The 12,085-nt window shown below is 71.8% G+C and carries 11 protein-coding genes; 8 read left to right on the top strand and 3 right to left on the bottom strand.

Features of this window, described 5'->3' with window-relative positions:
- Window positions 1-154 precede the first annotated feature (154 nt).
- The gene (locus V4Y04_RS12200; protein WP_332427657.1) at window positions 155-385 is read left to right on the top strand and encodes a ribbon-helix-helix domain-containing protein; all 231 of its coding nucleotides are present in this window, start codon (window positions 155-157) and stop codon (window positions 383-385) included.
- Window positions 372-719, top strand: coding sequence for a type II toxin-antitoxin system PemK/MazF family toxin (locus V4Y04_RS12195; protein WP_332427655.1), 348 nt, complete (start codon window positions 372-374; stop codon window positions 717-719). The genes V4Y04_RS12200 and V4Y04_RS12195 overlap by 14 nt, the downstream gene beginning before the upstream one ends.
- A 68-nt stretch (window positions 720-787) precedes the next feature.
- Here V4Y04_RS12195 and V4Y04_RS12190 read toward each other — a convergent pair whose 3' ends face one another.
- A complete protein-coding gene (locus V4Y04_RS12190) occupies window positions 788-1,804 on the bottom strand; it encodes an aspartate-semialdehyde dehydrogenase (RefSeq protein WP_332427654.1) in 1,017 nt (338 codons plus the stop codon).
- 365 nt (window positions 1,805-2,169) lie between these two features.
- Between V4Y04_RS12190 and V4Y04_RS12185 the strand changes: the two genes are divergently transcribed.
- Both V4Y04_RS12185 and V4Y04_RS12180 read left to right on the top strand, forming a co-directional pair.
- Entirely contained in the window at window positions 2,170-2,706 is a 537-nt protein-coding gene (locus V4Y04_RS12185; protein ID WP_332427653.1) for an RNA polymerase sigma factor, read from the top strand.
- Between the two features lie 2 nt (window positions 2,707-2,708).
- Window positions 2,709-3,593, top strand: coding sequence for a hypothetical protein (locus V4Y04_RS12180; RefSeq protein ID WP_332427652.1), 885 nt, complete (start codon window positions 2,709-2,711; stop codon window positions 3,591-3,593).
- 92 nt (window positions 3,594-3,685) lie between these two features.
- Here V4Y04_RS12180 and V4Y04_RS12175 read toward each other — a convergent pair whose 3' ends face one another.
- A complete protein-coding gene (locus tag V4Y04_RS12175; RefSeq protein WP_332427650.1) occupies window positions 3,686-6,994 on the bottom strand; it encodes a S8 family serine peptidase in 3,309 nt (1,102 codons plus the stop codon).
- Window positions 6,995-7,245: 251 nt separating this feature from the next.
- On the opposite strand from V4Y04_RS12175, the gene V4Y04_RS12170 reads away from it, so the two are divergent.
- The 4 genes from V4Y04_RS12170 (at window position 7,246) to V4Y04_RS12155 (ending at window position 10,703) form a co-directional block, all read left to right on the top strand.
- Window positions 7,246-7,731 (top strand): NUDIX hydrolase, encoded by a 486-nt coding sequence (locus V4Y04_RS12170; RefSeq protein WP_332427649.1) that lies wholly within the window; start codon window positions 7,246-7,248, stop codon window positions 7,729-7,731.
- Window positions 7,732-7,781: 50 nt separating this feature from the next.
- Window positions 7,782-7,967, top strand: a complete 186-nt coding sequence (locus V4Y04_RS12165) for a hypothetical protein (protein WP_332427648.1) — start codon at window positions 7,782-7,784, stop codon at window positions 7,965-7,967.
- A 353-nt stretch (window positions 7,968-8,320) separates the two neighbouring features.
- Entirely contained in the window at window positions 8,321-10,087 is a 1,767-nt protein-coding gene (locus V4Y04_RS12160; RefSeq protein WP_332427646.1) for a TIGR03767 family metallophosphoesterase, read from the top strand.
- A gap of 271 nt (window positions 10,088-10,358) precedes the next feature.
- Entirely contained in the window at window positions 10,359-10,703 is a 345-nt protein-coding gene (locus V4Y04_RS12155; protein ID WP_443079998.1) for an SCO0607 family lipoprotein, read from the top strand.
- A gap of 18 nt (window positions 10,704-10,721) precedes the next feature.
- Here V4Y04_RS12155 and V4Y04_RS12150 read toward each other — a convergent pair whose 3' ends face one another.
- Window positions 10,722-11,840, bottom strand: a complete 1,119-nt coding sequence (locus V4Y04_RS12150) for a hypothetical protein (protein WP_332427645.1) — start codon at window positions 11,838-11,840, stop codon at window positions 10,722-10,724.
- Window positions 11,841-12,085 lie beyond the last annotated feature (245 nt).

Raw genomic sequence — 12,085 nt, 5'->3', positions numbered from 1 at the left:
GTCCCGCCTTCCCCACACCCGTCCCGGTGCCGGTCCCGGGTGAGGGGCGGCGAGAAAAGGGCGGACGCCCACGGTGCGAGGCGGTCGTACCCGCCTGTAACCTCGCGCGGAGAGCGGTAGCCATACTCTTCCTACTGCAGGTAGCATTGAGGGTATGAAGATCAGTGTGAGTCTGCCCCAGGAGGATCTGGCCTTCGTCGACGAGTACGCCGCCCGTACGGAGGCCGAGTCCAGATCGGCCGTGATACACGCCGCGATCGGGCTGCTCAGGCAGGCGCAGCTCGAGCGGGAGTACACGGAGGCTTTCGCCGAATGGGACGGGAGCGAGGACGCCGGGCTGTGGGACCGGGCGAGCGGAGACGGGATCGTCCATGAGACGTGGTGACATCTACATGGTGGACCTGGAGCCGGTGCGGGGCAGTGAGGCCAACAAGGTCAGACCCGCGGTGATCGTCTCCAACAACGCTGCCAACGAGTCCGTCGTGCGACACAACCGGGGGGTCGTCACGGTGGCGCCGCTGACATCCAACGCCTCTCGCGTCCTGACGTTCCAGGTCTTCCTTCGCTCCGACGAGAGCCGTCTGCCGAAGGATTCCAAGGTGCAGTGCGAACAGGTCCGTTCCGTTGCGCCGGACCGCCTGCTGCACAGGGTCGGTGCCGTGCCACGGCAGCGCATGGCCGAGATCGACGTGGCGCTGCGGCGACATCTGGCGTTGTGAGCATGCCGAAAAAAGGGGGGGCGTCCGCCGGCTGACCGGCGGACGCCCCCTTCCTGGCCGGGCGGCGGTCAGCCCTTCAGCTCGGCCGCCACCAGTTCCGCGATCTGGACGGTGTTCAGGGCCGCGCCCTTGCGGAGGTTGTCGTTGGAGACGAAGAGCGCCAGGCCGTTGTCGACCGTCTCGTCGCGGCGGATGCGGCCGACGTAGGACGCGTCCCGGCCCGCCGCCTGGAGCGGGGTGGGGATGTCGGTGAGGACGACACCGGGGGCGTCGGACAGCAGCTCGGCCGCGCGCTCGGGGCTGATCGGGCGGGCGAAGCGGGCGTTGATCTGCAGGGAGTGGCCGGAGAAGACCGGGACGCGCACACAGGTGCCGGAGACCTTGAGGCCGGGGATGTCCAGGATCTTGCGGGACTCGTTGCGCAGCTTCTGCTCCTCGTCGGTCTCGTTCAGGCCGTCGTCCACGAGGTTGCCGGCGAACGGCAGCACGTTGAAGGCGATGGGGCGCTTGTAGACGGCCGGCTCGGGGAAGTCGACCGCGCCGCCGTCGTGGGTCAGCTTGTCGGCGTCGGCGACGACCTTCTGGGTCTGGCCGTGCAGCTCCGCCACGCCCGCCACGCCGGAGCCGGACACCGCCTGGTAGGTGGCGACCACCAGCGCGTCCAGGCCCGCCTCGTCGTGCAGCGGACGCAGCACCGGCATCGCGGCCATCGTGGTGCAGTTCGGGTTGGCGATGATGCCCTTGGGGCGGTTCGCGATCGCGTCCGGGTTCACCTCGGAGACGACCAGCGGAACCTCGGGGTCCTTGCGCCACGCGGAGGAGTTGTCGATCACGACCGCGCCCTGCGAGGCGACCTTCTCGGCCAGTGCCTTCGACGTCGCGCCGCCCGCCGAGAACAGCACGATGTCCAGGCCGGTGTAGTCGGCGGTCGACGCGTCTTCGACCGTCACGCCGTCCAGCTCCGTGCCCGCCGAGCGGGCCGAGGCGAACAGGCGCAGCTCCGTGACCGGGAAGTTCCGCTCCTTGAGGATGCCGCGCATGACCGTGCCCACCTGACCGGTGGCTCCGACGATTCCGACCCTCACGGCTGCTCCCTCACTGAACGCTGCGTCATACGGCGTATACGGCGCATACGCCGTACATGTGCTCTTTACCCGACGGCCGGGCGTTTCCATCATGCGGCCCACCACGGCCCGCCTGTCCAATTCTTTGCGCCCCCTGCCCGCCCAGTGGGACACGCGGGCACGGGCCGCCGGTCGCGGACCTGCGGTCGACACCCCGCTGAGCTGCAGGAATTCGTTCTTCGGGGGTCGGCGGCCGCAAGGTTCCCTGCCCCGCCCCACTCCACTCACACGGAGGTGTGACGTACGCCTCTGTCCGGTTCGCGCGACGGCCGAACGTTCCGGCCCGGATCGGCGTCGTAGAAGAAACGGCGTGAGGGGGGTGGGCAGTGCTGCGCGGAAGGGTCCGGCGTGGCCGGCAGGCGTACGGCGCCGCGGAGGACGACCCGCTGGACGCGGCACAGGAGCGCCGGGTCCGGGCGGTGCTCGCGCTCGGCGGGGTGCCGCAGACCGACCTGCCGGACGGGGTGCAGCAGGTCCGGCTGCGGCTGCTGGAGCGTGCCGCGAGCGGACGGGACGCGCCCCGGGACGTCTCGGCGTGGGCGGCGGTCGTCGCCTCCAACCTCGCCATGGACTGGCACCGGGCCAAACGCCGCCAGGAGCGGCTCGGTGAACGCCTCGCCGCGCTGCGCCCCGCAGAGCCCTCCGCCGACGAGGAGACCCGCCTGCTCTCCCTCGCCGTCGCCCGCGGTCTGGACGGGCTGCCCGACGCCCAGCGCCAGGTCGTCGTGCTGCGGTTCTACGCCGATCTTCCGGTGCGCTCGATCGCCGAGCAGCTCGGCGTGCCGGAGGGCACGGTCAAGAGCAGGCTGCACACGGCGGTCCGGGCCCTGCGCGCCCGCCTGCACGAGGACGAGGTGGTGTAGACGTGAGCGTCCACGACAGCCGGAACGACACCGGGGACGACCGGAACAACACCGGAGACGATCACGGCATCCAGTACGACGGCATCCAGTACGACGGCGTCGAGTACGAGGGCATCGACGCCCTCATGGCCGCGATCCTCGACGAACCGCTGCCCTCGGCGGCCCGGCAGGACCCGGCGTTCCTGGCCGCGCGGGACGCGGCGGCCGCCGATGTCGCCGTGCTGCGGGAGCAGCTGGGGCTCATCGGGGACACGCTGATCCGGGAAGCGGAGCCCGGCCCCGCGCCGGTACGGCCTCTGCCCGCCATCGCCGGGCCGCCCCGCCGGACTCGGCCGCCCCGCAGTGCCCGTCGGCCGCTGAGGGTCGCCCTCGGCGCGCTCGCCGCCGCGGCGGCCGCCTCGGTGGTCCTCGGTACGGGCTGGCTCGTGACGCAGACCGGACAGGGCGACGGCGACAGCGCGTCGTCGGCAGCGGAGGCCGCCGACAAGGCAGTGGGCGGCGACGGGGCCCGGGGCACCGAGCAGTCGGCCGGTACCGGCTTCGGCACCCCTCACTACCTCGCCTGCGCCCGGCTCGTCGCCGAGGGCACGGTGTCGGCGGTGGAGCCGGTGCCGGGCGCCGGACAGGAGCGCGTCACGCTGGAGGTGATCCGCCGCTACAAGCCGGAGCCGGACGCGGGTACCCCCACAGGAGAACAAGAAGAGGTCACCTTCCTGACCGGGCAAGCCGACCGGCCCCGGCTGCACCCCGGTGACGAGGTCCTGGTCGGTCTGCCCCGTGAGGGCTCCGCCCCGGACGCCGTGATCGTCGGCGAGGAGGACATCGCCCCCGAGCGGGCGCGCCTCACCGCGGCCCTGCCCGCCTCACGCACCCTGACCTGCGAGTGATCGGAGGAGGGCGCGTACCGGGTACGTACAGGGTGCGTACGAAGGGGCGGGCGCCCTGATGGACGCCCGCCCCTGCCGCTGGTGGCCGTCGGTTACGGCACGACCTTCTCGATCGTCACGCTGCCCGTGCCCGCGACCGTGCCGCGCGCGTTGACCAGCTGCACCCGGCCGAAGAACTCACGTCCCTCGGGAGCCGCCGCCACGGCGGTGACGGCGCCGGAGACGGTGGCCGACTCGCCGGTGCCGATCCTCACCGGCGCGGCCCCGTCGACCGTGACCTCGCCGAGCGTGGTGGAGAAGAACACGTCCCGGTAGTCGTAGTCAGCGGAACCGGCCGGGACGGAGTAGCCCACGACCTTGACGGTGTAGGTGCCGGCCGCCGGGGAGGCGATGGACACCGACTCCTCCGAGTCGCCGTCCGCGGACTGGGCGACGGGGGTGCCCGCCGCGTTGTAGACCGTCAGGTCCAGGTCGGCGGCGGTGTCGGAGACGTTACCGATGGCGACGTCGAGCGACGTGGCACCCTCGGGCACCGTGACGGTGGTGGTGTGCGTGACACCCTTGGAGATGGCGGGCCGGGCCGACTTGGCGGAGCCCAGCGGGCCGCCGACCAGCTTGCCGTCCAGGGTGGCTGCCTGGTTGGTCACCTTCCAGGAGACGTCGGCCGGAGTACCGACCTTCGCCTCCGGCACGGTCACGGTCTGCGGGTCGAAGACCGCGCCGAGCACGGCGACGTCCAGCTTGTACGGGTTGTCGAGCAGCGGCGAGGTGCGGCGCGACTCGACCTCGATCTCCCAGACGCCGGGCTGCGGGTTCACGTACGACCGCAGGTCGGGGCGGCAGGTGTTGGCCGGGTTGCTGTAGTTCGGGTAGCAGTTGACCGTCGACGTCGGGTCGGCCGGGACGCCGTAGGGGTGGATGGCGATGAACCGGGTCTGGCTCGTGGCCTTCAGACCGCTCAGCGCGATCTCCAGTGTCTTCGCGCCCTCGGGCACGGTGACGAAGTAGGAGGTGGTGGCGTTGCGCTGGGCGGTGCCGGAGGCGGAGAAGGTGTGCGCCAGCGGAGCCGAGACGACCACCGTGCTCAGGATCTGCCGGTCGACGCCCTCGGTGCGCGGGTCGTCGACCTCGAGGATGGCGCTCTTCAGACCGGCCGAGCGGGGCGCGGCCTGGATCTTGACGGTCACCGGCTCGTTCAGCGCCAGCCGCACGTCGTCGTCGCCGACGATGCGGAAGGCGCGGTCGGTGTTGTTCGCGAGGTCGAGCTCGTGCCGGATCGCACGGTCGGGACCGGACGTACGGGTGATGGTGACGTCGTACGTCTTCTTCTGGCCGGCCTTCAGGCCGCCCTCGCGGTCGTAGACGCCGGTGCCGAAGCCGGGGGTCTTCAGGAACTGCTCGATCGCGGTGTCGACCGGCGCCTTCACGCTGTACTCGTGCGCGGTGGCCCCGTCCCGGATCGAGTCCCAGGCCTCCTCGAGGTCGATGAGGCCGGCGCCCTCCTCGTAGGCCTGCAGGCCCTTGATGTGCTGGGCGGTGGAGGTGAGGGCGGTGCGCAGCTTCGCGGGCGTCAGGCCGATCCGCTTCTGCTTCGCGGCCGACAGCAGCAGCGCGGCGGAGCCGGCGGCCTGCGGGGACGCCATCGAGGTGCCCTGGAGCATGCCGTAACCGGCCGGGAGGCCGTAGCCCGCCTCGGCGACCGGGGCACCCGGCGCCCAGGTCTGGATGGTGTTGATCGCCGCGCCGGGCGCGATCAGCGTCGGCGTGAAGCCGCCGTCCTCACGCGGGCCGCGGGAGGAGAACGGCATCATGGCGTACTGCGTCCGCACGACGGAGCCGTAGTTGGCGGCCCAGGTCTCCTTGGAGACGGACGCGCCGACCGAGATGACCTTGTCGGCCAGCGACGGGTCGCCGATGGTGTTGGTGCCGGGGCCGGAGTTGCCCGCGGAGATCACCAGCTGGACGCCGTAGGTGTCGATGAGGCGGGTGTACAGCTCGGCGCGGGCGTTATTGCCGTCGTTGAGCGCGGGCAGGCCGCCGATGGACATGTTGACGATGTCGACACCGCGCTCGGTGACGAGGTCGATCATGCCCTCGGTGAGCGCCACGCTGGTGCAGCCGCCGGACCAGGTGCAGGCACGGGAGGAGACGATCTTCGCGCCGGGCGCGGCACCGTTCATCTTCCCGCCGAACAGGCCGTGGGCGGCGGTGATGCCGGCGACGTGCGAGCCGTGGGAGCCCTCGATGAGACCGATGTTGACGAAGTCGGCCTTGTCTCCGGCCGCGTTGCGGACGACGTCCTTGCGGATCTCCACGACGAACGGCTGGCGCTCGGCGACCTCGGTGGCCGGGTCGTCGGTACCGAAGTACCCGATCTGGAAGCCGTCCTTGTAGGGCTTCATCGGGGTGTCGTCGGAGAAGTCCTGATTGTCGTTCAGGTCGACGCGGACGGTGCCGGCCGCCGCGTCGTACAGCACGCCCCAGGCGTCGGTGGTGTCGCCGTCGAAGTTGGCGTCACCGCCCGCGTCGCCGCCGATGGTGTACGACTCCTTGAAGGTGCTGATCCGGTACGAGCCCTCGGGCGCCGTCCAGGTCGCGCCCTCGTGGGTGAAGGTGGGGCCGGAGACCGATGCGGTCATCGGGCGCCAGGTCTCGTCGCCGTCGACGAGCGGGTCGGTCGCCGTCACCCAGTCGACGATCTTGCGTTCGCCGGTGGTGGTCTTCTGCAGCGCCGGGTGGGCCAGGTCCACGCCCGAGTCGAGGATGCCGATGGTGACGCCGCGGCCGTCCGCCTTCGGGTTGTCCTTCACGAAGTCGACGGCGCCCGTCTCGAAGGACGGGTTGTACGGGTTCTTCGCGGGGGTCCGCCGGTCGGGGCCCGGGTAGGCGGCGGTGCCCTTGTCCTTGCCCTTGCCGGCGGCCTTGGCGGTGGTGTCCGCGGCCGGGGTCGGGTCGTCGAGCGGGATCTCGTCGCGCAGGTCGATGCCGTGCACGGTGGAGAGCTTGGCGGCGGCGGCGATGGCCGCGTCCGCCTTCCCGGTGGGAACGGTGGCCCGGACGTAACCGAGCTCGTCGTGGGTCCGGCCGACCGAACCGCCCTTCACCGCGTTCAGCTCCCCGGCGACCTGCTCGGTCTTCCCGGGGGCGGTGGCGATCATCATCGTGACGTTCTTGACGCCGTCGGCCTTGGCCTCGGCGAGGAGGTCCGCGTCACTCGAACCGAGCTTGTCGGGGGCGGACTTGACGTCACCGTCGACGGGTACGGCGGCCGGCGCGTCGGCGGCGGCCGCCAGGGGTATCGGGCCGACCGCGCAGAGCGCGGCGACGAGACCGGCGGCCAGGGCGATACGGGCCGCGCGTCTGGTGCCCGATATCGACTCGCGCGGGGAGGAATGGGTCATCGGCATCCCTTGTAAGTAAAGGAACCATCGTGGAGCGGCCGGAGCCGATCGACCCTGGCCGCGATCGTCCGGAATACGGTCCCGGACGATCGTTGAGCCTTACCCAAGGGGTGTGTGTTGGGCGAGAGTTGGCGGAATCGAAATGAAGGTATGGGGAAAACCCGCTATGCGCTTATGGGGTGTTGGGGGCCGAAGCGGGCAAGTCAGCCGTACGGGCCGCCTCGTGGGCGCCCGCGGGTTAGCGTCCCAGGATGCGGCAGACCTTGAGGGTGGCGGCCTACGCCGTGGTGGTGCGCGACGGACGGCTCCTGCTGGCCCGGTCCCCGGCGCCCGGAGGCGCACCGGAGTGGGTTCTGCCGGGCGGTGGCATGGAGCACGGCGAGGATCCGTACGACACCGTGCGGCGGGAGGTCGAGGAGGAGACCGGGTACCGCATCGAGGTCACCGGACTGCTCGGCGTGGACTCCGCCCGGCACGCCTTCGTCCGGCACGCTTTCGCCCGGCACACCTTCGCCCGCCGCCTGGGACGCAGCGCCGACCACCATGCCGTACGGCTGGTCTACGAGGGGCGGATCGCCGGCGGCGAGCTGAGGAACGAGATCGGCGGCTCCACCGAACTGGCCGCCTGGCACCCCCTGGACGCCGTCCCGGACCTGGTCAGGATCCGCATGGTCGACATCGGCCTGCGGCTGTGGCGGGAGCGCCCGGCAGCGGGCCGGGTGGAGCATGCGGAGTGACGGCCCCCGTCCGGGGGCCTGCCTGTCGGCCGGGCCCGGGCGCGGAAGCCGTGGACACCCTGGCGGCAAGCCCCGGGGCGGCCGACGCCGAGGCCGGGCGCATCCTGCGCGCGTACTGCGTCGGGCGGTCGGGCACCCGCCGGCAGGTGGCCCGCAGCCCGCACATCAGCCGCGCCGTGTACTTCCGCCGCCTGCGTCACGGCATGGTGGCGCCGGCCGCGCGGCACGCGGGCTGACGACACCGCGGTGGGGCAGGGGGGCACGCGGAGAGCCGGCGGGTGGAACACGCAGAAGGCCGAGACTTGTCGGGCAATAGTGGTGAACGTCCTCATTGCCGGAATGGTGCGGATGTCCGGCCGCCCGGCTTCTCGTCAAGTGAACGCGGTGTGACCGGTTCCGGGCCGGTGCGGGAGCGGGTGCCGACGGCCCGGGGGCCCAAGATCCACGTACGGCGATCGGTGTCGCGCGTTGCCGTCGCGTTCACACGCAGGCCATTCCCGCTGCCAAGCATCCAGTACGAGCGGGACGTTCGCCCGGCGAACGCCCCGCGGTCACTGCCGATGCGTTCGCACCCGGGGAGACAAGCGCCATGTCGCGCATACGCTCAGTCGCCGACTCCGGTGGACTCCACCGCCGTTCCCTCCTCGCCGCCACCGGCGCGGTCGCCCTCTCCGCCGGCGTCGGTTACGCCCTGCGTCCCGGCGGCGACCAGGCCGTCGCCGCCGGCAGCGCCGACGCCGCCGCGGACGAGGCCGTCCTCGCCTCCTCCCGGCAGGCACCGGCCGCCCCGCTCGCCCCGTACACACGCGGCACCACCGTCGCCGGGGTGTCCACGCCGCGCGGCGGCCATGCCGCCGGCTACCGGCGCCTCGACGAAGGCCCCGGCTGGGAGAGGGTGGTACGCGGCGAACTGGCCGGCGCCCACTCCGGCCGGGACGACCGCCGCACCACCCTGGCCGCGTTCGTGCAGCTCACCGACCTGCACGTGCTCGACACGCAGCACCCGCTGCGCCTGGAGTACCTGCGCTCCACCGACGTGCACGCCTGGCGGCCGCACGAGGCGCTCACCGTGCACGGAGTGGTCTCCCTCGTCGAGCGGATCAACAACCTGCGCGGCGCCCCCGTCACCGGCTCCCCGCTGCACTTCGCGATGACCACCGGCGACAACACCGACAACAACACCCGCTCCGAACTGGACTGGTTCCTGACGGCGCTCGGCGGCGGCCGCATCACCCCCAACAGCGGGGACCCGCGCCACTACGAAGGCGTCCAGAACAGCGGTCTGCGACAGTACTGGCAGCCGGACGCCACCACCCGCGACGCCGACAAGCAACTCGGCTTCCCGCACCTCGACGGCTTCCTCGCCGCGGCCGTCCGCGAGGTGAACAGCCCCGGCCTCAACCTCCCCTGGTACTCCACCGTCGGCAACCACGACGCGATGCCGCTCGGCTGCTACGCCTCCCACGGCGACCCGTACCTCACCGAACTCGCCGTCGGCGGCCGCAAGCTGATGGAGCTCGGGGCGGCCGAGGCGAAGAAGCTCCAGCAGGTCATCAGGAAGGCCGGCGACCCGCGGGGCGTCCAGTACGGCGAGTTCCTGAAGGCCCACGCCCGCGCCATGCGCCCGGTCACCCCCGACGAGGCACGCGCCCCCTTCACCCCCGCCGAGTACGTCGAAGCCCACCTGGACCCCGCCTACCGCGGGTTCGGCCCGGTGGGGCACGGCTACTCCGCCGCCAACCTCGACGCGGGCACCCAGTACTACGCGTTCCGCGTCTCCGACGACGTCATCGGCGTCAGCCTCGACACCACCGACCCGGGCGGCCACTACGCGGGCTCCGTCGGCACGGCCCAACTGCGCTGGCTGGAACGGACACTGCGCACCCACAAGGGCTCCCGCACGATCGTCTTCAGCCACCACACCAGCGAGTCGATGACGAACACGCACCGCGACCCGGCCCGCCCCGACGAGCGGCGCCACGACGGCAAGGAACTCCTCGAACTCCTCGGCGCCCACCGCAACGTGGTGGCCTGGGTCAACGGCCACATCCACCGCAACGCGATCACCGCGCACACCGGTTCGGCCGGCTCCTTCTGGGAGATCTCCACCGCCTCCCACGTCGACTTCCCCCAACTCGCCCGCGTCATCGAGCTGGTGGACAACAAGGACGGCACCCTGTCCCTGTTCACCACCCTGGTCGAGTCCGCGGCCCCGTCCCGCACCGACTACGGCGACCTCACCCAGACCGGTCTCGCCGCCCTCTACCGCGAACTGTCCTGCAACGCCCCCGGCGCCCGCACCGACCTCGGCGGCACCCCCCGGGACCGCAACACGGAACTCCTGCTCAAGGCGTAGGAAGCAGGAAGGGCGGGACCGGTGGGGCGGACGCATGGGTGGGTCGAGACCTCGGAATCAACTGACAGCTTCGGCATAGAGGCGACTGGTCGAACCTGCGTGGCAAATGACCGAGATCACCTGGGTCGCCCACCCGGCCCCTTCCAAATCCCGCTGAAAATACAGGGGTTGAGTATCCGGGAGCACAGTGCTGAGTACGCGTACTCATGGAACGGCAGCTCCCTGGCGGCGAGAGTAGCGGCAGACAGACCAAGAACGACTGGAGACGATCATGTACCTGCCCCGCAGAACGAGCCGAGCGGCCACTGCCTTTCGGCCCGGGAGGGTCCGTATCGCCGCTGCTGCTCTCGCGAGCGCGGCCGCAGTCGCGGTACTCACCGGATGTTCCGGCTTCGAGTCCGCATCGGACAGCTGCAGCAGCGGCGAGTACCCCGTTCTGGCCGTAGGCAAGGCCGGCAGCGCTTGCGTGTCGGACGAAAAGGAGCCACCGGCAGGATTCGCGCGCTATCCGGAGGGCAAGGTGCCGCAGCAGGTCGACGACAAGTGGGACGTGTACTGGGACACCCACACGCTCGACAAGGACGGCAACATAATCGACGCCCCCGACGCGGACTGACGTCGGTCGAGACGGGCCCTAGCGGGGCAGCACCACGACGTAGGCGGCGGGATCGCGGTCGTCCGCTGCCATCAGCGCCGTACGGATCACCGCTGCCTGCTGCTCCGCCGCGTCCCGCAGCTTGTGCGGGGTGAGGTGCACGACGGTGATGCCGAGCCGCTCCAGGTGCTCACGCTTGCGGGCGTACTCGGACCACACGTCCTCCGGGAGGGAGCCCCCCGGGAGACGGCCCTCCCGGCGGCGCTCCTCCCGGCGGCGCTCCTCCCGGCGGGGGCCCTGCCGGGAGGTCCGGGTGTCCAGCTCGACCGCCACGGCCTGGTCGGGCCAGTAGGCGTCCAGACCGCCGAGGTGGGGGCCGCCGGGCAGGTGCAGGTCGACGTTCCACACCGGGTCGGGCAGACCGTACTCCCGCACCATCCGGTACAGCCGTTCCTCCGTGACCGCACGGCCCTCGGCCACCAGCGAGTCCACCGCGTTCACCACGTGCGGCCGGTTCAGGAGCTTCGCACCGGTCAGCTCCCGCACCACCGTGGCCGCGTCGCAGTGACCGCCGACCACCGCCTCCGTCAGCAGCCGGAGCACCGCGGCCGCGTCGTCCAGAGTGGCCACCGCGTCGGCCAGCGCCCGCGGGACCGGCGCCACCGGTACGTCCGCCACCCGCTCGGGGGCCGGCAGCACCGGGGCGCGGACGATGCGCACACCGCCCGTGGAGCGCAGCCGGCGCAGCCGCGGGACGAGTACGTCGAGGGTCTCCAGGCAGGACAGCGGGGGAGCGGAGGAGAAGCCGTGCAGGGTCAGCGCGGCCGCACCGGTGATCATCGCGTCCTCGTAGTGGGGCGCCGTCGAGTCGGCCGGGCCGGGCTGGGCGAGGACGCGCACGGACCGCTCCCGCGTCGTGTACAGCAGCGCCGCGTGCAGCCGCTCCTCGCCGGTCGGCGGACCCGGGTGGAGCAGGACGACACCGGGCAGGAGCTGCTGCCAGGGACCGCCGGGGCGGCACTGGTCGTCGGCCTCCGCGGCCGAAACACCGTGCGAGCGGAGCTGGGCGGTGGTGAGCACGCGCCGCGGGCCGGCGGCGGTGGCGGGGTGGTGCAGGGGGCGGGGGGAGAGCGGGGAGAGCGGGGAGTCGTGGTTCATGTCCGGCAATCTCCCGCGCCGGATCCGTTCCCGAACCTCTGTTACAGACCCGTCGTCAATTAGGGACAAGCCTGCCCTAAAGGACACGCGTTCGGATACCGAAAACCCCTGGTCCATTCGGGTGGGACCAGAGGTTACGGCTGTTATTGACCGAATTTCGTAACGGTCACGGAGCGTGCGGCCCGGCGGTGGGGCTCAGTGGTGCGGCTCGGCGGCGGGGCCGGGGGTGGCACCCGTGCCCCGTC

This window comes from Streptomyces sp. P9-A2 (assembly GCF_036634175.1).
Taxonomy (GTDB): Bacteria; Actinomycetota; Actinomycetes; order Streptomycetales; family Streptomycetaceae; genus Streptomyces; species Streptomyces pratens.
Note: the sequence above shows the minus strand (reverse complement) of the source record. Positions and strands in the feature narration are given on the sequence as shown.